This is a genomic window from Thaumasiovibrio clandestinus, assembly GCF_047250365.1.
Lineage (GTDB): Bacteria > Pseudomonadota > Gammaproteobacteria > Enterobacterales > Vibrionaceae > Thaumasiovibrio.
On record NZ_JBLBVL010000004.1, the window covers coordinates 157,855 to 182,537 of the forward strand.

Below are 24,683 nucleotides of genomic sequence, written 5' to 3' on the forward strand. Positions count from 1 at the left end.
ATTAGGCGGTATTCGCTGTTACGATATCAGCGATTGAAAGATTGGCTGAACCATCAAATAGAAGACGAATTGCATTCAATACTTCGTGACGAGAAATCACGCCAACATATTGGCCTTTATCGAGAACCGGAAGGATCTGCGGTTTACTGACTTTCATTGATTTAGCCCGCTCCTCAACAGAAAGTGTTGTCATTTCTGTTGCGTAGCCCATATCGGTAGTCGGGTAAAGTTGCTTCATGTCTAACGCTAAGTACTCTAAGGCATCACTCAAACGCTCAGAAGCTTCAATAACTGCAACATTTGTTTTCATCAGGTCGCCGACCTTAACAGAATTATCTAGTTGATGATCTTTGCACCAGAACTCAACCATGATGTCATGGGCTGATAGGAAACCGATTAAGCTTCCGTTTGTATCACAAACTGGTGCCCCATTAATTTTGTGGCCTAATAAAATATCTATCGCAGCGGGTAGGGAAGTATCTACACGCAGCGTGGGGGCTTGTAGGTTGGCGATATCGCCGACGGTAAGCGCATTGTTCATAATGAACTCCTTGGTTTTTCATCGTCTTTTAAATGACATTGAATAAATGCAGGCTCTAATACTGCTGCAACTATGATAAGGAGTACGTCGACAGAAGGATAATTCAAATATTTTATGTAGGTAATCATCTATTTTGATACTTGATATATTCAATGTTTCAGCGTGTGAAGTAGTAAGGTCTAAGGTACTTATTCCTTCCTGTAGTTTACAGGGGCGCTGCTATGCCAATTGTGGTGCAATATTCAATCAGTTCAAGCGAAGATATGCTGTTCAGCTTGCGCTAGAAGGAAGAATGAGACGAAACTATGTTAGTGTTTGAGTAGTATCGTGATGATGAAATAACCATTATCACGCACTAAATACTGATGCTATTTTCGCCATTAATGCCTATCAATAAAATTGATAGTATCTTTTGGGGCAAGTTATGAGGTATAGCAGCAAAGAGACTAAGCATTTCAAACAATAATTGCTGCAATCTTTTTTTCTGTCAGCATAATCGCATTATCCGGACGAATGCTTGCAAGGCGTTACATTGGTCGTGGTGTTGGTTGTTTTAGCCATGCTAACGTCGATATATCGTAACACATTACGTATTATTGCAGGTGCATAATTTACTGTGTAAATATGGATTTTTCATGGTGATGACGTTGGGTATTCAAACAATAAATTAACGTACTTATGATTAAGGACACAGCATAAAATAACGACACAGCAATTTATTTTTGTAAGCCAGTGGTGAGTAAGTTCAATAATACTTTTGACTTTCTATCGTGCTTAGAATTGCTACATATTAAGATAATGTCATTGTACACGTCGGATTTGTCAAAGAAGGGGGTAGAGTATTCGAAATTATGCATTGCATTAAATAAAGCGATCAGGTTGACTAGCAGATAGGCTGGTCGTCATTCATAATAATTAGTGTCTATTTAGTTATCTTGGTGATGAACGATACATTTTGGGGAGAGATGCAGTGATAACGTTCAAAAGTAAACACCACGCAGATGTCGTCATGTTTGATGATGTAGCAACAGATTTGATGGCGATGATGAATGTAACATCTAGGGTACCCGGTATTTTACGAGGGGCTGATATTCAGCAGGCGTTATCTTGCCTAAAGGATGCGTTACAGTGTTACATTTCACCGGAAGTTGATGAAAGTGATGACGAAGATAGCAGCGAGCCTGTTGTTGGCCTAGATAAAAGGGCATGGCCACTGATTGAAATGTTGCAGTGTGCGGTAAAAGAAGGTGATGATGTTGTGTGGGAATGATTTCCGGTTGCCGTTTGACCTCTGTTTAGGTATTCCACTACACTCTCAGTGATAGCGTTGCTGTTTGGTGTATCAACAATACATGGGGGCTGGTATGAGTAATGCGGAACGAATTGCTGACTTAGAGCAGCAAGCCTACTTGGCCTTTGCAGAAGGTGATTATGAGAAGGCGGAAGCAGTTGAGATGCAAATAGAAAAATTGCGTCAGTCACACGCCAATGTGTTTGACAGCAATCACAACGAGGGACCATATACGTTAGAAGGACGGTTACCAGATGACGACCATTGAAAGAGATTAAGGCTCAACGTCATGTTGAGCCTTTTGTTATGCCTGGTATATTCCTTATTTTTGGATGTTTAGATTCTGTGTAAATTTAATCTTTAGCTGTCGGGTGTGGTTCGTTGACGAAGATAGCGAGCAAAACGTGGAATACCGCTGTCGGTGAGTCCGTTATAGCGAAATTGGATAATACTCCCTATGGGCGGAGGCGACGCTCTATCAGTATCGCTAAACCCAGTACCTATTTTGAATTTGATATTGTCAACGGTGAGTACCCAAATAGCCCCCATTTTCCCTTCATACTTCCCTGATCCTCCCTCGTAGCCAATAACCGTCGCTTCACTATCTTGATACTGCTTTAGTTTGAAGTAATCATGGCTTTTACCTGCAAGGTATACGTTGTCTTGATGGTGCAGCATTAGTCCTTCTCCATTCATATCTTCAATGCGAATTAGCATTTGCGTCAGTTCGTTAATATCATCAACTCGTCGCTGTGGGATGACATTAATATAGGGTGACTGAATATCAGCAACCGTAGTAACTAACTGCTGATAGCGATAGCCAAATCCACCTTTTATTGAAGCTGAATCAAATATTCGAAATTGAACGTTTTTCCAATGCAGGTTATTCGGCTTTTTATCCAGAACGATTTTGCTAACAGATTGAAAACTATCACGTTCAAGCCAAAGTTCACCTTCAAATGTTACAGCAGAAGGAAAACCTGCGGTGAACCAGCTTGGCGCATGAATGATCTTACCACTACGAGTTAGCAGGTTTTTGCCAGTCCAGTGAGCGCGAATGCCATCTAGCTTCTCGCTGATTAAGTACTCACTCACGCTATCGCTATCAAATTTCAAGGTATTTAAATCGGCCTTGGTCAGTGCTCGAGACTGCATGATATTCGGGGCTGAACTCGCGATGGTATAAAAAGGGCTGAGCGCTAATGAAATGAGCCCGGCAAGACGGCTAAGCCTGATAATACCGTTAACGGATAATGACATGTCCACACCAAATTTTGTGAGGGAAAGGGTAATTAAAAGGCTGTCAGTTTTGCTTATACGTGTAAAAGTATTGTTCTAGGACGCTGACAAAATTGCGTGTGAATATAGTGTGCTATGAAACTGATATGGTTGAAAGGGGTGAGAAATGGAAGGAGTGTTAACTTTGCCACTGTGTATTGTTGTGCCCCAATGGGCGGCACTTTGTGTGACGAAAGTGATGCTTTTGAGCTAGACTTTACGTGATTCCTAAGGAGGAAGTTATGCCTAAATATGTGATAGAAAGAGAGGTTGAAGGAGCCGGGGAGCTCTCAGCCGAAGAATTACAGGGTATTTCTCAAAAGTCATGCAGTGTACTCGATGCTCTTGGGCCTAAAATTCAATGGCTTGAGACTTTTGTGACACCAAATAAGATTTACTGCGTTTTTATTGCAGAAGATGAATCCCTAATCAGAAAGCATGCAGAAATGGGTGAATTTCCAGTTAGTCAGGTCAATGAAGTAAAGTCGGTCATTGATCCGACGATGGCAGAAACGGTTTAATTTTGGTCACGATTTTACTCGGGGTTCCCAGCGTATTTGTTGGGGCTTTTCGATCATATGTTAGTTAAATACATATGATCGAAATGCTTAGGCCTGCATCATGTTAATGGTGATAGTGCATTCCCGGCAAAGGAGATCCCTGCCCAACCGAAACGCATAAAGGTACGAATATTGCTGTGATCGCTACCCTCAGGGTTTCTTAGTACATCATCTCGATAGTGATGACCAAAGCAAGCTAACGTTTCGCTTTCTGTTAGATTGTTTAGTTTAGCAAACGCAAATATTCGGCATGACCCTTCATTGGTACCCGCCACATTAACGATGATGTTATTTCCTTTGCCATTAGAAAAGGCGGTAGGCGTATAGACATAATGCTGCTGGATTATATGCATCACTTCATCGAAACTAATGGAATCTGGTGATTGGCGGAGCTTACTAATTAACGTTTCCATGTTGTCTTTTCTCTTAACGTCGTTGGGTTGATTTACGCTGCAATTCAAAGTCAAATTCATCTGGATAGATGACTAGGCCTTCTTCTTCGCCAACAGGGAAAACGACTAACGCCAGTTCATCATCTAGCAGACCATTAGTCCAACGGCTACGCCATTTGTTGAGCGAAATAGCTTCAGGTTTACAGTGATCCCATTCGCCAGTTGCCCAAGCTTCGGCATAGACCTCGTGTGGCCAGACAGGAACACAGTCTTCATCTTCTGTATTCAGCATGACACAACCATGCTCGTCCACTAAAATCCAAATTTTGTTGTTAGCTACGACTTCTTGAATAAGGTGTTGATAGCGCTTTTCCGCATCATATTTTATAACGGTATCGATAGTCGCCTGATCAGGGGTCATGGGCTTTTCCTATTACTTACATCTGATATTTAGAGCAAGGATATAAGAAAGTAGCAGGCGCGTCGTGTAATATTTGTTTTATCTTTGGTAACCGAGCAAACTTGAAACAAAAAAGGGCCATTTCTGGCCCAAACAGGAGGTAGGTTACGATTACTTTTTCTTTGCGTACTTCATAGAGTCAAGCGTGACAGCAAAGATAATGATGCTGCCTTTAATAATGTACTGCCAGTATGGGCTAACGCCGATATAGGTCATGCCGTAGTTGATAACGGTAAAGATCAATACACCAGTGACGACGCCAGCAACGCTACCTACACCACCAGCAAACGAAACGCCGCCAACAACACAGGCTGCAATCGCATCTAGCTCATACATAAAGCCGAGGTTATTGGTTGCACTACCAATTCGCCCTGCTTCAAGCATACCGCCGAAAGCATAGAAGACGCCTGACATGGCATAGATTTTAAGTAGGGTAAGTGGAACATTTACCCCTGACACTTTTGCCGCCTCTGGGTTACCACCAACAGCAAACAGGTTTTTACCAAAGACCGTTTTATTCCATAATATCCAGACAAAAATGGTGGCAGCTATCGCATAGAAGGTGATATAGGACAGCCTAAAGTCACCAAATCGAATGAAGCCTTGTGTAAACTCAGAGAAGCGCGCATCAAAGCCAGCGACAGGCGAAGCACCAACAGAGTCAAAATAGAGAGAGTTAATGCCATAAACAATGATCATACTGCCGAGCGTTGCAATGAACGGCGTCACCTTCAGGTAGGCGACAACGATACCATTAACAAGGCCGATGACCGCACCGATAGCACAGACCACGATAATGACAGCGATAATCGGCATTTCACCAATGTTAGGGAAAACCTTATTAACATTGTCGACTGATTGTAGCAAGGTTGCTGATACGACGGCGGCTAATCCGACCTGGCGTCCAGCCGATAGATCCGTTCCTTGGGTAACAATAAGACCAGCCACACCAAGTGCAATAATAAGACGAACCGATGACTGAGTAAGGATATTACTTAGATTTCTTAAGCTAAGAAAAGTCGGTTCTTGAATAATAATGATCGCTAATAGAATAAAGAGGACGGCATAAATTCCACCTTCTTTGACATAGTTTGCGAGCTTAAAGCCTTTAGGCGGCTTAATTTTAGCTAAGTCCATTGTGCATTCCTTACAGATACTTTGATGCTAAATTCAGTATTTCGTTTTGATTGGTGTCGTTTGTTACAACGGTGCCGGCAGCGCGTCCATTACTCATGACCATAATTCGATCAGTAATGCCGAGAAGTTCTGGCATTTCAGAAGAGATAATAATGATGCCTTTGCCTTTGTTCGCTAGGTCGAGTATGAGTTGATAGATTTCAAATTTTGCCCCGACATCGATACCGCGTGTTGGCTCATCTAACATGAGAATTTCGGGCTCAGTCAGTAGCCAGCGACCGATAACGACTTTTTGTTGGTTTCCGCCGGACAGTGACCCTATATGGGTTTGATGAGTCGGTGTTTTTACGCTCATGGAGTCAATAACCCATTGCGTATCGCCTTTCATTTTTTTGTTACTGAGCAGCCCAGACTTCTGTTTGTAACGCTCAATATTGGCAACTAAAGAATTGAAAGTAACATCTAGGTTGGCATAGATTCCTGTAGAACGACGCTCCTCTGTCACTAAAGCAAAGCCATTTTGAATGGCTTCATGGGAGTCTTTGTTACGCATTAGATTGTCATGCAGATAAATCTCTCCTGCCGACTTTTCTCTAATGCCGAAGATTGTCTCCACGATATCGGTACGCTTCGCACCAACCAGACCAGCAATGCCTAAAATCTCGCCTTTGCGCAGTTCGAAACTGATATCTTGTATCGAGGGTTGGTTTTGCGCAGTTAAATTACTGACCCGCAAAATGACATCTTTGGGTGTATTTGTTTTCGGAGGGAAGCGTTGTGTGAGTTCACGGCCGACCATCATTGAGATGATTTGATCCATGGTTAAGCCTTCGAGGGCACAGGTTTTTACCCATTGCCCATCGCGCAGTACCGTCAGTTCATCACAAAGTGCAAAAATCTCTTCCATTTTATGGGAGATATATACAATGCCACAGCCTTTATCTTTTAACTTGCGAATAATTGTGAAAAGGTGATTAACCTCTTTCTCTGTCAGGGATGATGTGGGCTCATCCATAATGACAATTTTTGCATCATAGGAGAATGCTTTGGCTATCTCTACCATTTGCATTTGCGAAACAGAGAGTGAGGCGACTTTATCGCGCGGGTCGATCTCTATATCTAGTTCGTCGAAGATCTCTTTTGTATCGCGATACATTTTATCGTGGTCAACAAATACCCCTTTTTTGGGGTAACGCCCGAGCCACATATTGTCCATGACTGTGCGCTGTAATACTTGGTTCAGCTCTTGGTGAACCATGGAAACGCCGTTATCTAATGCTTCTTTAGAGGACTTGAAATTTATATCTTTGCCCAAAAACTGAATGCTGCCCTCATCTTTTTCATAAATACCGAAGAGGCATTTTAGCAGTGTCGATTTTCCAGCACCGTTTTCTCCCATCAAAGCATGGATAGAGTGGGGACGAACTTTGAGAGATACTTTATCAAGGGCTTTTACACCAGGAAACGACTTACTGATCCCTGTCATTTCCAATAGCCATTCATTTTCTTGCTTTGGCTTTAAAACTGCAGTCATAACTTTCTTAACCCTAGCTTGGAGTGCAGGGGGATTGCTCCCCCTGTTTTGTTAATGGATTAGTCTAGATTTGAGATATCAACTCCTACGTAAGGCACGCGTACCACTTTATTAACGATATTCCACTCAGTTCCTTCATCGGCAGCTAGGCCGTTCGCTAGGTTCCGAGTTAGTTCAAATGTCGCCTTAGCTTGGTTGTTGGCATCATTCAATACTGTACCCTGCAGTTCACCAGCACGAACAAGGGCGAGTGCCTCACTCAATGCATCAACACCAAAGACTGGAATGTCAGTACGTCCAGCAGCTTTCAGTGCCTCAATGGCACCCATTGCCATTGCATCATTGTTGGCAATCACGACTTCAATCTTGCTGCCGTTTGGACCAGAAACCCACGCATCCATTTTATCTTTTGCCATTGCGGTATCCCACATAGCAGTATCTAAATGCAGTTGTTCTGTCTTAATGCCGTGAACATCGTTTAGCGTTTTAATGACATATGAAGAGCGAGCCTCTGCATCAGGATGACCCGGTTCACCTTTTAGTAGCGCGTACTGGATGATGCCATCATTATTTAAGTCCCACTCAGGGTTCGCACCCCAGTGCTTAGCGATGAGATCACCTTGAATGATGCCTGATTCTTTAGAGTCAGTACCGACGTAATATGCTTTATCGTAGCTGTCTAGCGCTGCGCGGCTTGGTTCTTTGTTATAAAAGACAATTGGCACATCATCCATTTTCGCTTTATTGATAACAACAGGCGCTGCCGCTGGGTCAACAAGGTTAATCGCCAATGCTTTTACACCACGAGCCAAAAGCACGTCAATTTGGTCATTTTGCATTGACTGGTTGTTTTGTGAGTCGTTCATTAGTAATCGAACGTCTGAATCTGTTGCAGCTTCAGATTCGATCGCTTGACGAACAACAGACATAAAGTTGTCATCATACTTATAGACAGTGAAACCTAACGTCGTTTTAGCTTGCGCAGCACCAGCAAAGGTAAGTCCAGCAAGAAGTGTTGCAAGGATGGTTTTTTTGTTCATTTTTATTTTCCTGATTTCCATTAATGGATAGCTGTAGGGTATGCGTCAAGTAAATTACTGTATGGCTTTAACGATTAATGTGACCAAATTAGCATATTGATAACGTTTACAACTCAGGGTTTTAAAAACGTGAGGCAGATGTGATGGTTAGGTGAATTTACTTTACTGTTAAGTTTCTTCTGGTAACTATTGCTATTAATTCGCATTTTTTAATGGTTATGCTGGCGCTGCCAATGCGATGCGATTGGTATCGTTTACAATGTGACATTCTAGACGTGAATGGTTATGCGCTGCCGACCGGTGAGAAATGAATGATTAGTGTGATGGGGGGCTGGTTTATTTTTGTAACCACATAGTCTAGCGACAAAAAACGTAGACTGGCTCTACTTTGTTTGATTATTGATTGCGCTATATTCATAAATAAGGCATTTTATCTTCTTTAAATCATTTAGTTACCTATTCCTAACCATCCTGCCGGACTCCTTCCCATTAACGGCAGGTTTTTTTTTACCTAATAACTACAATGCCTATGACTCCACTTTAAATCAGTGTTGTAGGTGCGTTGTTTAACACCCAGTTAGGCGCGCGGCATTGATTCGTCGAGACAAGCGCTCTTCATCGGCTGATAGTCCTAAACCGTCATTACAAAAGTCTGCTAAAGGAATCTCGAAATTAATAGGCCAACGGTCATATTCGGTATCGATACTATTCCGTTCGGCGTTGGTCAATGTTTGGTCGAACTTATCATGCTTGTTCATATTCTGCCCTGCCATTGAGTTTCAAACGACATCAGAGAGAGGTGACATCATCTCGCTGGTTAAATGTAGTGCTTTTTTTGTTGGTTTGTGACTTGTAAATGTCTCATCATTGCAAGCTATGAAGTGGTTCACAGTAAAGTTCTGAGAATCAAGCCAATTTAACTATAATTCGTTAATAAAAGGGGGCGCCTTGAGACGAGCTATCCGAAAAATGACTTGGAAGACGAGCGGGCGGATTATCCGCCACTATGAATAATGCCTAAAATATTCTGAGTTTGTTAAGGAGATAGCTATGTCAATTAATGACGTCCGCAATATTGCTTTTGTTGGCCAAAGTGGTGTCGGCAAAACGAGCTTAATAGAGCGTTTACTGTATACATCCCATTCAAAAACACATTTAGGAAGCGTCGAGAAAGGGGACACAACCACCGATTTCGATCCTTTATCTATCCGTTATCATCACAGTATTGAATCAACGCCTGTTACAATGAGGTGGTGCGATCATCGCCTTAATATTATTGATACGCCAGGGCTGCCTGAACTGCTAGGCCGCGCGTTAAGTATTTACCCTGCAGTAGAAACGACAGCATTGGTTCTTGATCTATCGATGCCAATAACTCAGCTATCTGAACAACTGTTTCACTTTGCTCAAGCGCGTAAAAAATGCCAGATGATCGTGGTTAATAAAGTCGATACTGGTGTGGGCGGCGTAATGGCATTACTGCAAGAGATTGAACAGAGATTTGGCTCAGTCTGTCTTCCCGTCAATATGCCAACACCCGACGGCGACGCTATTGTTGATTGCTATTTTAAACCAGAGTATGGGACAGACACCTGCGCATTTGATGTAGAAAGCTTACATGAACGGTTAGTTGACCAGGTCATTGAAGTCGATGAAGCGATGATGGAGCTGTATTTAGAACAAGGTTCAGCATTGACACCGCAGCAGTTACACGCGCCTTTTGAAGAAGCACTTCGAACTGGGCACATTATTCCAATCTGCTTTGTTTCTGGCCAAAGTGGCGCGGGGGAAGAGTTATTACTACAAACATTAGTTGATGTAATGCCAATGCCTTCCGAAGGAAATCCACCACTACTAGAGAAAAATGATAAGTCTATCTCTGTCGATTGTGAAACACTCGACCACGTCGTGGCCCATGTGTATAAAGTTAGCGTGGACCCTTATTTGGGCAAACTGGCCTATATCCGTGTATTCCAAGGCGAAATTAACGCGGGTAGCCAACTGTATGTAGGGGAGAGCAATAAGGCATTTAAAGTTGGTCATTTGTATCAATTGCAAGGAAAGCAGCGTACAGAAATTAGTCAGGCAAGAGCCGGCGATTTATGTGTGTTGGCAAAGGTTGATGATCTCTATTTTGATTCCGTCATCCATGATTCACATGACGAAGATGGTGTGGTGATGCAAACCTTAGCATTTCCTAACCCGATGCACAGCTTGGTTGTGAAACCGAAAAAACGGGGTGATGAGCAAAAAATATCCGAAGTCTTGGGTAAAATTGCAGCAGAAGACCCATCGTTGACGATTGAACATCGTGTTCGCACGAATGAAACGATCATTAGCGGTCAGGGTGAATTCCACCTTAAAGTCGCCTTGGAAAAAATGGCGTTGGTGTATAAAGTGGAAGTGGATACGTCCCAACCGAGTGTAGAATATTTTGAAACGATTACTCTGTCAGCGGAAGGAAGCTATCGTCACAAAAAGCAAAGCGGTGGAGCGGGCCAGTTTGGAGAAGTACATTTAAAAGTACGCCCACTCGAGAGGGGAGCAGGCTTCAAATTCGTTAACAAAGTAGTTGGTGGCGCAATTCCAACCGCACTGATTCCAGCGGTGGAAAAGGGGGTTCGGCAAGCGCTTGAGGAAGGTGCAATATCTGGAAACCCGATCAAAGATATTGAAGTAACCGTTTTTGATGGTAAGTATCATTCGGTTGACTCGAAAGAGATCGCCTTTGTGATTGCCGGAAAAAAAGCTTTCTTGAATGCGGTTAATGCAGCATCACCGATTGTACTGGAGCCTATTGTTGATATTAGCTTGTCAATACCAACAGAAACGGTGGGTGATGTTTCCGGAGACTTATCGGCTAATCGGGGAATTATTATTGGAACCCTTCCTGAGGGCAGCAACTTTTCGAGCATTAAAGCGCGCTCGCCGTTAAATGAACTGCAAGATTATGCACGTAAGTTGCGTGCTATGACTGGCGGAGAAGGCTCATTTAGTTTGCAATTTAGCCATTACGAAGCGGCACCACCAACGGTGCAACAAGACGTCTGTCAGGAGCAGCGCTCAGCAATATAGGTATTAAAAAACAGAAATATAGACAGTAAAAAAGAGAAAGGGTCAGCTAAATTAGCTGGCCCTTTTCTATTTTTCACACAGTAGTATATAAAAACAACGCGTCATGCCGATTAGTTAAGAGCCGGGACTTGAGAAACCAATAGCCAGAGTGCGAGTATAAAGAAGACGCCGCCCATTAACTTATGTTGATTGGTTCGAAAACGTTCATTTTGTAATAGGTGTTTTCCGAGCGACCCGACCATCGCGACGAGGAGCAGATTAAAGAGTAAACCCATAACATTAAGCATGAGTCCTAATGCCAACATCTGTTGCCCTGACGATGCGGCAATATGGTGAGAGACAAATTGCGGAAGAAAAAGCACAAAAAACATCAATGCTTTTGGGTTCAGCAAGTTACTAATTACAGCCCGTCGATACAGTGTTGCCGCAATACTGCTTTCTTGCTCTAGTTCAGGGGTGTTACTTGGCTCTGTGCGTAGGCAATCCCAGCCCATTTTCAACAAATAGAGCCCACCGGCGATTTGTAACCCGCTTAATGCCATGCTGTTCATGGCAATCATGGCGGATACCCCAAGCGCAGCCGCGAAAGTGAGAATAAGCCCCGATGTTGCATTGCCTAAGCTCGCATAGATGCCTACTTTTCTGCCATAGCTTAAACTGGAGCTAGTAATCAGTAGCATATCTGGCCCGGGAATTAACAGTAGCGCAACGACGGCGGCTAAGTAGATAGGTAAAATAGAAGGATCTAGCATATTCTCACGAGCACAAGCAAATAAAACGCTGGATTCTAGCGTCAAAATAGATACATGCAAGCACTATCGGTTGTACGGCGGGTTTTTGAACTATCGATTGCGGTCTAGCTGGGGATTAGTTTGTTGCCGGCGAGCAATATAGTTTGATCGGAAGTGTGGCTTTTCATGTTATTTACATCAATGTGAATGCGAAAGCTTGAACCACTACACTTGCCCATCTTTGCACTTGCGTACCGATGGATACTTTTACCAGGAGATTTAGTAAAATTGTCGTATCGTGGCTTTAGATATATTGACACTGTATACTTTACTCAACTCCGCACTTTAATGAGTAACACCGCAAAATGATGACTGATGAAGAAAGAATCGAACTGCAACAAAACAACCCACTGCATGGGCTAAAGCTTGAGACTATGTTGCAAGAGCTGGTGGATTTTTATGGCTGGGACATTCTAGATACAGCAATGCGTTTTAACTGCTTTAACACTAAGCCTTCGATTGAGAGTAGCGTGAAGTATTTAAAGAAAACGGAATGGGCGAGAGAAAAGCTAGAGAATTTTTACCTCTATCGCTTTAAGCGCATGCCACGAGCGAGTGCCGAAGAATATGACTTGCCGCCGAGAGCGCGTACTTTCCCTCATGGTCTTGAACCTAAAGAACCGATGCCGCTAACCGTTGATTCTATTCTGAAGTCGCAGGCTAAAGCCGCATCTGCATTTAAAAATCGCTCATCTCGTGGACGTCCGCCTCGTCGATAGCGCTGCACTGCTCGGTCGATTATTGGAAGACAAGAGAGCCCTACTTAACGTATCGCGTAGGGCTCAAGCGCGTTTAAGGAAGCGATTGAACGCAACTCCCAACTCTATAGATCGATAGAGAGGGCGATCTAAGAGCTAAAGATGGTTAAGTCGCTCACCGCCCTCCGACATCTTTATTCAAACGGAAGTGAGTTATCTTTCCTGTAAATCGCTTTAATTTCCTCTAGTACTTCAGGGTTTGCGATGGCCCCAATATTATCAATGGTTTGACCTTGAAGGATTTTTTTTACTGCAAGCTCTACGATCTTTCCTGATTTGGTTCGGGGGATGTCGCTGATGGCATGAATGCTCGCTGGTGCGTGATGAGGAGAACAGTTTGTTTTTAAACGTTGAGTGATTTTTGTCACTAGATTTTCGTCTAATACGGTATTAGGGCTGAGTTGAATAAAGAGAATAATATCCTCATCGCCCTGGTGAGGTAACCCAACCGCGACACTGTCAACCACCTCTTTTAAGGCATTAACTTCGCGATAGATTTCGGCTGTACCTATGCGTATCCCTTTTGGGTTGAGGGTCGCGTCGCTGCGGCCAAAAAAAGTCATGCCACCATGTATGGTCCAACACACATCATCGCCGTGATGCCACGCGCCATTGTACTTGTTCCAATACGCATTATGGTACTGCTCGCCAGAGTCGCCCCAAAAACCGATCGGTTGATTAGGAAAGCTATTTTTACAGACAAGCTCTCCACGCGTTTGTTGACACGGATGGCCATCTTGGTCAAATACATCAACATCCATGCCAAGTGCAGCGCCCTGACACTCGCCTTGATAAACTGCCGATATAGGGTTTCCTAATACAAAGCAGCCGCAAATATCTGTGCCACCAGAAATTGAAGCGAGATGAAGGTCGTTTTTTATTGCCCGATAAACAAAATCGAATTGATGGGGGTGAAGAACCGAACCAGTCGAGCAGAGGGTTTTTAGCTTGTTTAATGCAAATATTTTATTGGGAACGAAATGGGATTTTTCTAGGCTCTCGAGGTATTTGGCTGCTGTTCCAAATAATGTGACTTGATGGCGTTCAGCTAAAGACCACAAGGTATCGGTAGACAGTAGTGGGTGTCCATCATAGATAACTAAGCACGCTGCGGACGCCAGCGCTGAGACTTGCCAGTTCCACATCATCCAACCACATGTGGTGTAATAGAAAACGCGATCATTTGGCTTTATATCACAGTGAAGTTGATGCTCTTTGAGGTGATTGAGTAACGTACCGCCCACACAGTGTGTAATGCACTTCGGTTTGCCGGTTGTGCCAGACGAATAGAGAATAAACAATGGTGCGTTAAATGGGACATGGACATAGCCAAGCGGTTGCGGGGGGTAGTGCAACAGCAGCGCGTCCCAAATTATATAGTGATAACGGTGTAATGAGGCAACATCGGTTTGCGCCAATGTTGAGTGTGTTGCAATATAAGTCACTTCACATACCGCTTGGCAAGATGAGAGCTCAGCAAGAATAGCGCTATTCTTTTCGGCCATTGAGTGGACGTTATGGCCAAAACTATAAGCATTACAACAAAATAACACCTTTGGTCTGACTTGTCCTAGACGTTCGAAGACGCTACGTTCGCCAAAGTCAGGCGATGTAGATGTCCAAACTGCACCAAGGCTGGCGGTGGCGAGCATAGCGATAACGGCGTAGGGGCTGTGGGGTAAATAGCCAGCGACCACATCGCCTTGTTTCACCCCTTGTGCGAGTAGCCATTGCTGCACACTCGACACGTGTTGGTAAAGTGCTTGCCAGCAATACGTGACGGATTCGCCATGTTCATTTTCAAAGATGATTGCGCTGTCAGTGGGGTGTTGGGTGGCAGACGCTAGAAGGTTTTCAGCATAGTTGAGCGAGGCGTGGGGAAACCATTCTGTATCCCTTGCACGCACTTGCTCACCATACTTTGCACGGCCAGATGTTGTGTAAGTGTCGCCTTTAATGCCGATAACGTTACAGTAGTCCCAAACATCACTCCAAAATAGGTCAGCGTGTTCGACAGACCATTGATGCAACTGGTGATAATCGTGAAATAATTGCTGGTGGCGCTCACTGAGCATGACCATAAATTGATTCAGTTGCGAGTGGGTGATTCTCTGGCGATTCGGTGTCCAAAGTGGTGCTGACATTGGGTGCTACTCCATCAAATTATCTGGATGGGCATCAGAGAAAGCGGGTAGTGCAAGACAAGCCGATTCGATATCGAGCAGTTTGGGATAAGGGGTTAGATCCAACTGGAACCTACGAGCATTATAGAGTTGTGGTATTAAGCAAACGTCAGCAACGGTGGGTGTGTTTGCACAGCAGTATGGTGTTTGGTTGCTATGAATCATTTTATCGATGGCTGCAAATCCTCGTGCGATCCAGTGGTGATACCACGTCATTTTGTGCTCATCACTGATTTGCAATGTATTGCTGAGGTAGTTGAGTACCCTAAGGTTGTTTAGAGGGTGAATATCGGTGCTAATCAGTTGGGCGATACTGCGACACCTAGCCTTGTCTAAGCGATGAAATGGCAACAGTGACGGTGAGGGGGAAATATCTTCAAGGTATTCAATGATCGCCATCGATTGCGAGATTGCTCCTTCATCCGTTAGTAATACGGGTACCGATGCATTTGGATTTAACAGGGCAAAGTCGGTGGCATGTTGCTCTTGCTCTAGTAACGATACGACGACACGGTCATAATTAATGTTCTTTAAATTCAACGCAATACGCACTCTAAATGCAGCAGATGAGCGAGGGTAATCGTACAAGATCATAAAGCATCACCTCACTGTTGAATCACGGTTTGGTTGATTTCACCAAAGATAGGCATACCTTGATCATCGTGCATCGTAATGCGGACATGATCACCATGACCAAGAAACGGGGTACGAATATCACCATCATTGAGCTTTTCTAGCATGCGTTGTTCGGCAAGACAGCAAGAACCGACGTTAGCAGAGACATTGGACACGGTGCCCGATCCTATAATGGTTCCCGCCCCTAAAGCGCGTGTTTTTGCACAGTGGGCTAACAAATCAAAGAAAGAGAACGTCATATCTTTACCAGCATTAGGGTGACCAAAAAGTTGTTGATTCAGGTAAACCTCAAGCTCAAGATGAAGCTTGCCATCATGCCAACTGGTGCCAAGCTCGTCAGGGGTGACTGCAATTGGGGAGAACGCAGAAGCCGGCTTGGATTGGAAAAATCCAAACCCTTTGGCGAGTTCGGTGGGGATAAGGTTGCGGAGCGAAATATCATTAACCAGCATGAACAATTTTATATGTTGTTCAGCGTCACAAGCGGGCGTGCCTAGTGGGACATCGTCAGTTATAACGGCGACTTCAGCTTCAAAATCTAACCCCCATGCTTCGTTAAGCAGTGGAATATCAGCATGAGGTGGCAAGAACCCATCAGACATGCCTTGATAGACCAAAGGATCGCGCCAAAAACTCGGTGGCATGTCAGCCCCTCTGGCCTTTCTGACTAACTCGATATGATTAACGTATGCGCTCCCATCCGCCCATTGGAAAGCGCGGGGCAACGGTGAGTGGCATTGAGTAGGATCAAACTTAAAGCATTGGGGAATTTTTCCCATATTGAGTAACTTGTATTGGTGTTGTAAGTCATTTTCCAATAGCGACCAATTATCAAGTGCAAATTGCAAGTTTGGTGCTAAGTCATTGATATAAGTGGCAAAGGCGTGATCTTTTGAGACAAGGATTAACTGTCCATCACGCCCATGATTTAATGAGGCAAATTTCATAATGATCCTCTATTTACAATGTAAATTAGCTTTTCCATGAGGCCCAATAGTCAATATTCTCTGTATTTTCAGCATGTTGAGATACATCCAGAGGAATTCTTGAGTCGATCATGATAGCCACTTCATCGGTTGCGAGTTTTTTTCCTTGCGAAGAGAGTGCGTTAGGGTGGGGCCCATGGGTAAAACCGCAAGGATGAAATGTCACCATGCCAGCATCAATGTTGTCGCGACTAAAGAATTGCCCAGCGTGATAGAAGATCACTTCATCAAAGTCATCATTGCTGTGAAAGAACGGCACTTTAAGTGCGCCGGGGTCTTGTTCAATGGGGCGCGGCACAAAAGTACAAATAACAAAATCGTCAGTGACAAAAGTGCTGTGCACCGAAGGGGGAAGATGATAGCGATGGCTCATCAATGGGCGGATGTCGCGCCAGTTGAGCTTAAATACCGTCACTTCTCCTTTCCAACCGATTGCATCTAAAGGGTTGAAGGGATAACAGATAATGTTAACGTTATTGCGCGCTTTTAAGTGGATTTCCCACGGGTGATCATCACGCTGTTGCTCAAGAAATCGAGCATTAATCTCTGCGGTTACTAATACGCCAGTATCATAGATGGCATGCTCGCCAGCGATCCCACGATCAGGGAGTTGGAAGGCACGATGGGTGGCTTCAATGGCCATTAATGTGATGGGCGATGATGGATAGAGGCGCCAGCAGGTTCCTCGAGGAATAACCACATAGTCGCCCTCACTGATGCTCAATTGACCATAATCGCAATATAGTTCGCCTTCACCTTGGTGGATGAAGAGCAATTCATCACCGTCTCCATTGCGAACAAGGTGAGTCATGGGTTGGGCACAGTGCCAAAACCGTATGCTCAGTGCTGAATTAGATAACAGAATCGGTGCTTGCCAAAAACTGTTCGTTTGCACATGGAGTTGGCGAGAATCAAACGCGCGTGGACGATGTGGCCCATGCCAGTCTGTCCACCCAGTAGGCATATGGCGATGATAGATATGGCTGGCCGGACCAAAAAAACCATCACGCCCACACTCTCTTTCATACGTGCCTTCAGGTAGGTCGCAATGTGCCTGGTTAGTGGTAATGCCTTGTTTCAAAGGAAAACGAAATCGCTGTCGCATATAAAGCTCCTGTGCCAAGCCGTGCGAACTACTGATTGAAATATAGCTCACATTTCGCGATGTAAAAATATTGTTACATTACGCATGATGCAAAGTGGGCTTTACTGAGTGGCAAGTTAGTTAGTGCTAGTTAGGCTTAGAAGTAGGTAGAACAACTGCAGAGAACGAGATGTCAACATACCATTCAAAACCCGTTGATAGCGATGGCTACGTTGCATGGGACGACGATGAACATCGCGTATGGCGTGATTTGGTACAGCGCCAGATGAGTGTGATATCGGGTCGTGCGTGTCAGGACTATATTGATGGTTTGTCTCGTCTTGCGTTGTCAGTGGATCAGGTGCCGCAATTGCCAGATGTAAATCGTGTCCTTAAGGAGACAACAGGGTGGTGCTGTGAACCAGTACCTGCACTCATTAATTTTGATCGTTTCTTTGGATTGCTAGCTGAGAAAAAATTTCCGGTCGCGACGTTCCTGCGAAGGCGGCAAGAGTTCGATTATTTGCAAGAACCTGATTACTTTCACGAAATATTTGGCCACTGCGCGATGTTAACGCACCCTGATTTTGCATCATTCACTCACGCTTACGGACGGCTGGGTAGCCAGGCAACCCATCAGCAACGGGTCTATTTGGCACGCTTGTACTGGTTTACCGTTGAATTTGGTTTAGTGAAAGAAGATGGCAAGATGAAAATATACGGAGGGGGAATACTGTCATCACCTGGGGAGTCGATCTCTGCGCTTGAGGGAGAAGGTATCGAGCGCCATCCTTTTGATGTTGAAAGTGTACTTCGTACCCCATACCGAATCGACATTATGCAGCCAATATATTATTACCTAGATAGCATCAATGACTTATTCGCGCTGAGTCAGCGAGATCTAATGGCGGATGTGGTAAGAGCACAAGCAAAGCCACTGTTTCACCCGTTATTTAACGTGAAGCAAATTTAAATGTGAAATCAAAGTAACCCAAAGGAGAGTCTCGATGCTAAATGATTTGAAGTGTGAAGCGTGCGGAAAAGAGGCAACCGCATTGGCAGCGAACGAACAACAAGCATTGTTGGTTCAATTACCTGAATGGCAGATTATAGAGCGAGAAGGGGTTCCCCAGTTAGAGCGTGTGTTTGTGTTTAATAACTTCAAACAAGCATTCGCATTTACCAACCAGGTTGCGAACCTCGCCGAAGAACAATTTCACCATCCCGCGATTCTACTGGAATGGGGGAAAGTAACGGTGACCTGGTGGAGTCACTCGATAAAAGGACTGCACTTAAATGATTTTGTCTGCGCCGCTAAAGTGGATAGCTTAGCATTGGATTAGTAGTAAAAAGTAGTGGTATACAAAATAACGCCGACTTGCAATGCGTGTCGGCGTTAGGCTTTTATTCATTGTCGTTGCGTGTGGTTTACTCTGTTAGCTCGTCAACGGCTTCGACTTCAATCGCTTCAACTTCAACGGCTTCAATTTCATCTGTTATTTCAGGCAGTTGAACCGGAGCAGGCATATCCAACTGACAATTCCAGCCCCAGCCACGTTGTTTCTTTACAAATTCGGCAGCTTTTGATTCGCAGTAACCTTCAGTGTTTGCTGCTTTCCATAGAACTTGGCTGCCATCGGCTTTTGTGTAGTTTACATCGCACGGTACAGTGGTGCCTTCAGGGTAGCGAACCTCAATGAGTCTTTCTACCCCGTTATGTTCACAGCGGTAAACTTGGTTATCAGCCGCAATAGCGGTTGCTGAAGTAAATAGAGCGGCAATTAGTAGTGTTTTTTTCATCGTTGTTCTCCATGTTATGTACTTAGTTAACGCGCGCTTTATGGTTTGCCTTAATTATTTCTTTTGTTGCTGGAATCTATGTCGCAGCCAGAGTTTTTTTAACGGTGACCTGACATAGTCAGACCTTATATTACTTAGTGGTGAAGCGGATTATGACGTATCGCGGTGGATAATTCTTGCACTCATCGCTTTATCTCGATAGTCTTCGCGCTTTTGGTTTCTAAAGAAAGGTCATCATCGTGCTAACCACCGCAAACATTACCCAGCAGTTCGGCGCAAAACCGCTGTTTGAGAATATCTCCATTAAATTTGGTGAAGGCAACCGCTATGGTCTTATCGGGGCGAACGGCTGTGGTAAGTCGACGTTCATGAAGATTCTAAGTGGTGAACTGGAACCAACGAGCGGTAATGTTTCAAAAGATCCTAACGAGCGTATTGCCAAGTTGAATCAGGATCAGTTTGCTTATGAAGAGTTCTCTGTGGTCGACACTGTTATCATGGGCCACAAAGAGTTGTGGGAGATTAAGCAAGAGCGCGATCGTATCTATTCACTGCCTGAGATGAGTGAAGAAGATGGCATGAAAGTGGCGGACCTAGAGACAGAGTTTGCTGAAATGGATGGCTACACCGCAGAATCTCGAGCTGGTGAACTCTTGCTATCAGTAGGTATCCCGTTAGAGCAGCACTTTGGTTTAATGAGTGAAGTCGCTCCAGGCTGGAAACTACGTGTGCTATTGGCACAGGTATTGTTTGCGAATCCAGATATCATGTTACTCGACGAACCGACGAACAACTTGGACATTGATACCATTCGCTGGCTTGGGCAGACGTTAAATGAACGTAACTGCACCATGATTATCATTTCGCACGACCGTCACTTTTTGAACTCAGTATGTACACATATGGCTGACCTTGATTATGGTGAGCTGCGTACCTATGCCGGTAACTACGACGAATATATGATGGCAGCATCACAAAGTCGTGAACGTCTACTTGCAGATAACGCGAAGAAGAAAGCTCAAATAGCTGAACTACAAACGTTTGTTGCACGTTTCTCTGCAAATGCTTCAAAAGCGAAGCAAGCAACATCGCGCGCTAAGCAAATTGATAAAATTCAATTAGAAGAAGTAAAAGCGTCGAGTCGCCAGAACCCGTTTATTCGTTTTGAGCAGTCGAAAGAATTATTCCGTAATGCATTAGAAGTTGAGAACTTATCACAAGGTTTTGATGGCGATGTACTTTGGTCTGATTTCACAGGACTATTTGAGGTAGGAGAGCGTATCGCTATCATTGGCGAGAATGGTGTTGGTAAAACCACGTTACTTCAAACACTCTCTGACAACTTAGCGCCGAAAACCGGTGAGTATAAGTGGTCTGAAAATAGTAACATTGGTTACTATGCACAGGATCATGCGTCTGACTTTGCAGAAGACCTCAATCTATTTGAGTGGATGTCACAATGGAAAAATGAAGGCGATGACGAACAGGTTGTACGTAGTTTCTTAGGTCGTTTGCTGTTTTCTCAAGACGACATCAAGAAAAAAGTCGGTGTACTGTCTGGTGGTGAACAAGGCCGTATGTTACTTGGCAAGCTGATGATGCATAAACCAAATATCTTGCTAATGGATGAACCAACGAACCATATGGATATGGAGTCGATTGAATCGTTGAATACGGCGTTAGAGAAATACAAAGGCACGTTGTTCTTCGTCAGTCACGATCGTATTTTCGTAGATTCTATTGCGACCCGAATTTTGGAAATCAAAGACGGCAAAATTAATGACTTCCGTGGTACTTACAGTGAGTTCCTAAAGTCTCGCGGCATTGAAGAATAAACATTTATTGCGATGATTTAGCAATAAGTGTACTGAGCACTTAATAAAAAATCCGAGTCCAATTTTGGTCTCGGATTTTTTTGTGTCAAGTGTTTCAGGTTGGTTTGATCTGTGTGTCATTCAAATGGGTTTACCGAGGCGTGGTTTGATTTAGAGTGAGTTTTCTCTTTGCGCGTGTATTGTCTTGTCGACTCATTGAAGGCGTGGTACCAACCTGAGTCGCTGCAAGCGTTCCATTTAAAAACTGAATAGGTTTCATATTTTTACAATCTGATGCGAGTGGGAATTTTGCATCTTGGTAACAGAATTGACAGTAGATAGGGTAGTCTATATGTAGGCCGTTTTGGAAAAAACCAGTCAGGACTTCGGGGGTTGCTGCAATGAGTATCTTCTTCATTCTAAGTACATTGTTTTAGTGCGGTACATCTGCAGGATCACAGAAATTGATATGTATGTCAATTAGTGCATCGATGTATATATTTTAATGCTTAGTGCGCAAGGTCGAATGCTTGATGTCATCGACGCTGTATTGTTGCCTAGGTCTGCTTACTCTGGTTTGGTGCTTGAATTATTGTCTATTTAAATCCACTCTGAGTATAGAAAGCTCAACAGTGTCTAACTCTAAAGGACTAATGAACGATGGAAAATAACTACGTCCCGCCCAAAGTATGGGTAAATGATGCCAGTGGTGGTAATAAATGGGCCAATATCAATAGCCCTGAATCTGGTGCAAGATTTGATAGAGCGTTGCCAGTCGGCGAACATGCGTTGCAATTATACTCACTGGGTACCCCTAACGGCCAAAAGGTGACTATTCTGCTTGAGGAACTGCTTGCACTTGGAATTAAAGACGCTGAGTATGATGCGTTTCTTATTAACATTGGTGAGTCTGACCAGTTCTCATCAGGGTTTGTTGGTGTTAACCCTAACTCAAAAATTCCAGCTCTGGTGGATAAATCGGGTGATATCGATGTTAATGTATTTGAATCAGCATCAATACTCGTGCATTTAGCAGAGAAGTTTGATTTGTTCTTACCTCGCAGTGGTGTTGCACGAACTCAAACGTTTAACTGGTTGTTTTGGGCGCAAGGCTCGGCACCATTTTTAGGTGGCGGATTTGGTCACTTTTACGCGTATGCTGACGAAAAACAGGAATACCCTATTAATCGGTTTGCGATGGAAGTAAAACGCCAACTTGATGTTCTAGATAAGCAGTTAGCAGGTAATACCTATGTTGCAGGCGATGAGTACACCATTGCTGATATGGCGATTTGGCCTTGGTATGGCAATCTAGTGTTAGGCAAGTTGTACGACGCCGCTGAGTTTTTGCAAGTCGAGTCTTATACCAATGTTGTTCGATGGGCCAAACTGCTTGAGTCTCGAGAAGCGGTGCAGCGAGGACGTATCGTTAATCGCTCCTTTGGTGAGGAGTGGGAACAAGTGCCAGAGCGCCACTCGGCACAAGATATTGATCAGGTGTTAGCAAAACGACCTGAATAAAAGCTATCGTAAGGAGTGTGGTAATATTGGCTTGCTAATTCCACACTCTTTCAGTGCCGGCTTCATGACTGTTGCTCCCCTAGCCGTAGAAGTTGGTCATGGGATAACTTATCTGCTAAATGGGCAGGTCATGGTTATTACTCCTGAAGATACGCCTTAAATCAATAGTGATATTTTGATTTTCTAGATGTGGTCTCGACTTAGTGAACTGTATAAGGGCAGTGAGTCGTGATAAGACTAATAGTTTAATCTCATCAGTGAGCTAGCCTCTGTCGGTTTTATTAAGTGTTATGTCCTCTCCGTTTATTACCATCAAATGCCATTAAAAACGTAATGGTTTGCGATGCATCATTTTGGTGCAGGTTTGGCTTTAAGCCTGCTTCTTATCGGGGCATGGGTTAATGCTTAGTGGTGCAGGTTTTCGGTTTATTCTTTTTTACCATGTAAAAGTTAATTACTATCATCACTTTATATTGAATTATTTTGTGTGACGACATTGGCGTTAAATTTGCTTTGTTTCTATCAATGGCGTATTTAACTCACTAAGAGCAAAGGAGAGACAATGAAACAGGATGTGATCACGGTAGTGTTGGCTGGTGGAATGGGCTCTCGGCTTTCTCCTTTGACAGACCGTCGCGCAAAACCAGCCGTACCTTTTGGGGGGAAGTATCGAATTATCGATTTCACCCTAACGAACTGCTTGCACTCAGGTTTAAGACGTATCTTGGTGCTAACTCAGTATAAATCTCACTCATTACAAAAGCACTTACGCGATGGCTGGTCCGTCTTTAATCCAGAGTTGGGCGAGTATGTCACCACTGTGCCACCCCAGATGTTAAAGGGAGAACATTGGTATAGTGGTACCGCAGATGCGATCTATCAAAATATGTACCTGTTATCTCGTAGCGGTGCAAAATATGTCGTGGTACTGTCGGGCGATCACATTTACCGTATGGACTATGCACCAATGCTAGAACAACATAAGCAAACTGGTGCAGAATTAACCGTTGCGTGTATGCCTGTTCCGCTCGATGAGGCGAAATCATTTGGCATTATTCAGGCAGATTCTGAACAACGGATAAGGTCATTTGCTGAAAAGCCGGCGTCCCCTCAGCCAATGGCAGACGACCCAAGCCAGGCAATGGCGTCAATGGGGATCTACATTTTTTCATTAGATATCTTAGAACAGATGTTGGAGGCGGATGCGGCTCAGCCTCAATCAGAACATGATTTTGGAAAGAACATTATTCCTCAGCTCATTGATAGAGAAGCAACGTATGCCTATCAGTTCGGCGGAAAAGAGGGGCGAGTATCACAGGACTCGTATTGGAGAGATGTGGGTACATTAGATTCGTTTTATCAGGCGAATATGGACTTACTCTGTACAGAAACGCCTCTTGACCTCTATCAACCAGAATGGCCAATAAGAACCTATGAAGCGCAACAACCTCCAGCCAGAACAGTGGCGTCGGTAAACGGCAATGAGGGAATATTTATTAACTCAATTATTTCCAATGGCGTGTTGATTGAGGGCGGGGCAGTACAAGGATCGATTATTTTCCCACAGGTTAAAATTAGAGATGCGGCGACAGTTTCCAATGCGATAGTGTTTGATAATGTCACTATAGAGCAGGGTGCACAGATAAAAAATTGTATTATCGATAAGCATGTTACTGTGCCGGCAGGAACGAAAATTGGTTACGATTTGGCCGAGGATAGAGCCCGTTTTACGATTTCAGACAAAGGCATTGTTGTAGTGCCAGAGGGCTATGAATTTTCTTAATTTGACGTTGTAATAAGTT

Annotated in this window: 25 protein-coding genes; 10 read left to right on the forward strand and 15 right to left on the reverse strand. The window is 43.9% G+C overall.

Annotation, left to right across the window (positions count from 1 at the left end; translation table 11 throughout):
- Position 1: 1 nt before the first annotated feature.
- Positions 2-541: a CBS domain-containing protein gene (locus ACKLNH_RS08265; protein WP_413111785.1), complete on the reverse strand. Its 540-nt coding sequence runs from the start codon at positions 539-541 to the stop codon at positions 2-4.
- A 970-nt stretch (positions 542-1,511) separates the two neighbouring features.
- Here ACKLNH_RS08265 and ACKLNH_RS08270 point away from each other — a divergent pair.
- Both ACKLNH_RS08270 and ACKLNH_RS08275 read left to right on the forward strand, forming a co-directional pair.
- On the forward strand, positions 1,512-1,811 hold the full coding sequence (locus ACKLNH_RS08270) for a DUF1840 family protein (protein ID WP_413111786.1): 300 nt from the start codon (positions 1,512-1,514) through the stop codon (positions 1,809-1,811).
- Between the two features lie 94 nt (positions 1,812-1,905).
- A complete protein-coding gene (locus ACKLNH_RS08275) occupies positions 1,906-2,100 on the forward strand; it encodes a hypothetical protein (protein ID WP_413111787.1) in 195 nt (64 codons plus the stop codon).
- A 92-nt stretch (positions 2,101-2,192) separates the two neighbouring features.
- Here ACKLNH_RS08275 and ACKLNH_RS08280 read toward each other — a convergent pair whose 3' ends face one another.
- A complete protein-coding gene (locus ACKLNH_RS08280; RefSeq protein ID WP_413111788.1) occupies positions 2,193-3,092 on the reverse strand; it encodes a DNA ligase in 900 nt (299 codons plus the stop codon).
- A gap of 260 nt (positions 3,093-3,352) precedes the next feature.
- On the opposite strand from ACKLNH_RS08280, the gene ACKLNH_RS08285 reads away from it, so the two are divergent.
- Positions 3,353-3,631 (forward strand): DUF4242 domain-containing protein, encoded by a 279-nt coding sequence (locus tag ACKLNH_RS08285; RefSeq protein WP_413111789.1) that lies wholly within the window; start codon positions 3,353-3,355, stop codon positions 3,629-3,631.
- Between the two features lie 98 nt (positions 3,632-3,729).
- On the opposite strand, the gene ACKLNH_RS08290 is transcribed toward ACKLNH_RS08285, so the two are convergent.
- The 6 genes from ACKLNH_RS08290 to ACKLNH_RS08315 form a co-directional block, all read right to left on the reverse strand.
- Positions 3,730-4,083 (reverse strand): HopJ type III effector protein, encoded by a 354-nt coding sequence (locus ACKLNH_RS08290; protein WP_413111790.1) that lies wholly within the window; start codon positions 4,081-4,083, stop codon positions 3,730-3,732.
- 13 nt (positions 4,084-4,096) lie between these two features.
- The gene (locus ACKLNH_RS08295; protein ID WP_413111791.1) at positions 4,097-4,483 is read right to left on the reverse strand and encodes a DUF2750 domain-containing protein; all 387 of its coding nucleotides are present in this window, start codon (positions 4,481-4,483) and stop codon (positions 4,097-4,099) included.
- A 150-nt stretch (positions 4,484-4,633) separates the two neighbouring features.
- Complete coding sequence (gene mglC, locus ACKLNH_RS08300) at positions 4,634-5,659, reverse strand: galactose/methyl galactoside ABC transporter permease MglC (protein ID WP_413111792.1); 1,026 nt, start codon at positions 5,657-5,659, stop codon at positions 4,634-4,636.
- A gap of 10 nt (positions 5,660-5,669) precedes the next feature.
- Positions 5,670-7,193, reverse strand: coding sequence for a galactose/methyl galactoside ABC transporter ATP-binding protein MglA (gene mglA / locus ACKLNH_RS08305; RefSeq protein WP_413111793.1), 1,524 nt, complete (start codon positions 7,191-7,193; stop codon positions 5,670-5,672).
- A gap of 59 nt (positions 7,194-7,252) precedes the next feature.
- Positions 7,253-8,233: a galactose/glucose ABC transporter substrate-binding protein MglB gene (gene mglB / locus ACKLNH_RS08310; protein ID WP_413111794.1), complete on the reverse strand. Its 981-nt coding sequence runs from the start codon at positions 8,231-8,233 to the stop codon at positions 7,253-7,255.
- 566 nt (positions 8,234-8,799) lie between these two features.
- Positions 8,800-8,991, reverse strand: coding sequence for a hypothetical protein (locus ACKLNH_RS08315; protein ID WP_413111795.1), 192 nt, complete (start codon positions 8,989-8,991; stop codon positions 8,800-8,802).
- A 292-nt stretch (positions 8,992-9,283) separates the two neighbouring features.
- Between ACKLNH_RS08315 and fusA the strand changes: the two genes are divergently transcribed.
- Positions 9,284-11,308 (forward strand): elongation factor G, encoded by a 2,025-nt coding sequence (fusA, locus tag ACKLNH_RS08320; protein ID WP_413111796.1) that lies wholly within the window; start codon positions 9,284-9,286, stop codon positions 11,306-11,308.
- Between the two features lie 110 nt (positions 11,309-11,418).
- Here the strand turns inward: fusA and ACKLNH_RS08325 are convergent, their stop codons facing one another.
- A complete protein-coding gene (locus ACKLNH_RS08325) occupies positions 11,419-12,060 on the reverse strand; it encodes a LysE family translocator (protein WP_413111797.1) in 642 nt (213 codons plus the stop codon).
- Between the two features lie 344 nt (positions 12,061-12,404).
- Between ACKLNH_RS08325 and ACKLNH_RS08330 the strand changes: the two genes are divergently transcribed.
- Complete coding sequence (locus tag ACKLNH_RS08330; protein ID WP_413111798.1) at positions 12,405-12,818, forward strand: VF530 family protein; 414 nt, start codon at positions 12,405-12,407, stop codon at positions 12,816-12,818.
- 173 nt (positions 12,819-12,991) lie between these two features.
- Here the strand turns inward: ACKLNH_RS08330 and ACKLNH_RS08335 are convergent, their stop codons facing one another.
- From ACKLNH_RS08335 to ACKLNH_RS08350, 4 genes are read right to left on the reverse strand one after another with little or no spacing between them, the layout of a single operon-like run.
- On the reverse strand, positions 12,992-15,001 hold the full coding sequence (locus ACKLNH_RS08335; RefSeq protein ID WP_413111799.1) for an acetoacetate--CoA ligase: 2,010 nt from the start codon (positions 14,999-15,001) through the stop codon (positions 12,992-12,994).
- A gap of 6 nt (positions 15,002-15,007) precedes the next feature.
- On the reverse strand, positions 15,008-15,634 hold the full coding sequence (maiA, locus tag ACKLNH_RS08340) for a maleylacetoacetate isomerase (RefSeq protein ID WP_413111800.1): 627 nt from the start codon (positions 15,632-15,634) through the stop codon (positions 15,008-15,010).
- 11 nt (positions 15,635-15,645) lie between these two features.
- Entirely contained in the window at positions 15,646-16,623 is a 978-nt protein-coding gene (locus tag ACKLNH_RS08345; protein ID WP_413111801.1) for a fumarylacetoacetate hydrolase family protein, read from the reverse strand.
- 25 nt (positions 16,624-16,648) lie between these two features.
- Entirely contained in the window at positions 16,649-17,767 is a 1,119-nt protein-coding gene (locus ACKLNH_RS08350; protein ID WP_413111802.1) for a homogentisate 1,2-dioxygenase, read from the reverse strand.
- Positions 17,768-17,936: 169 nt separating this feature from the next.
- On the opposite strand from ACKLNH_RS08350, the gene phhA reads away from it, so the two are divergent.
- Both phhA and ACKLNH_RS08360 read left to right on the forward strand, forming a co-directional pair.
- Positions 17,937-18,719, forward strand: a complete 783-nt coding sequence (phhA, locus tag ACKLNH_RS08355) for a phenylalanine 4-monooxygenase (RefSeq protein ID WP_413111803.1) — start codon at positions 17,937-17,939, stop codon at positions 18,717-18,719.
- 34 nt (positions 18,720-18,753) lie between these two features.
- Positions 18,754-19,089: a 4a-hydroxytetrahydrobiopterin dehydratase gene (locus tag ACKLNH_RS08360; RefSeq protein WP_413111804.1), complete on the forward strand. Its 336-nt coding sequence runs from the start codon at positions 18,754-18,756 to the stop codon at positions 19,087-19,089.
- A gap of 85 nt (positions 19,090-19,174) precedes the next feature.
- Here the strand turns inward: ACKLNH_RS08360 and ACKLNH_RS08365 are convergent, their stop codons facing one another.
- Positions 19,175-19,546 carry a hypothetical protein gene (locus ACKLNH_RS08365; RefSeq protein WP_413111805.1) on the reverse strand — a complete coding sequence of 124 codons (372 nt, stop codon included), beginning with the start codon at positions 19,544-19,546 and terminating at the stop codon, positions 19,175-19,177.
- A 239-nt stretch (positions 19,547-19,785) separates the two neighbouring features.
- Here ACKLNH_RS08365 and ACKLNH_RS08370 point away from each other — a divergent pair, with 239 nt between their 5' ends.
- Positions 19,786-21,381 carry an ABC-F family ATPase gene (locus tag ACKLNH_RS08370; protein WP_413111806.1) on the forward strand — a complete coding sequence of 532 codons (1,596 nt, stop codon included), beginning with the start codon at positions 19,786-19,788 and terminating at the stop codon, positions 21,379-21,381.
- Between the two features lie 130 nt (positions 21,382-21,511).
- Here ACKLNH_RS08370 and ACKLNH_RS08375 read toward each other — a convergent pair whose 3' ends face one another.
- Positions 21,512-21,778 carry a hypothetical protein gene (locus tag ACKLNH_RS08375; protein WP_413111807.1) on the reverse strand — a complete coding sequence of 89 codons (267 nt, stop codon included), beginning with the start codon at positions 21,776-21,778 and terminating at the stop codon, positions 21,512-21,514.
- Positions 21,779-22,020: 242 nt separating this feature from the next.
- Here ACKLNH_RS08375 and yghU point away from each other — a divergent pair, with 242 nt between their 5' ends.
- Complete coding sequence (gene yghU / locus ACKLNH_RS08380; protein ID WP_413111808.1) at positions 22,021-22,881, forward strand: glutathione-dependent disulfide-bond oxidoreductase; 861 nt, start codon at positions 22,021-22,023, stop codon at positions 22,879-22,881.
- Positions 22,882-23,443: 562 nt separating this feature from the next.
- Complete coding sequence (gene glgC, locus ACKLNH_RS08385) at positions 23,444-24,664, forward strand: glucose-1-phosphate adenylyltransferase (RefSeq protein ID WP_413111809.1); 1,221 nt, start codon at positions 23,444-23,446, stop codon at positions 24,662-24,664.
- Positions 24,665-24,683 lie beyond the last annotated feature (19 nt).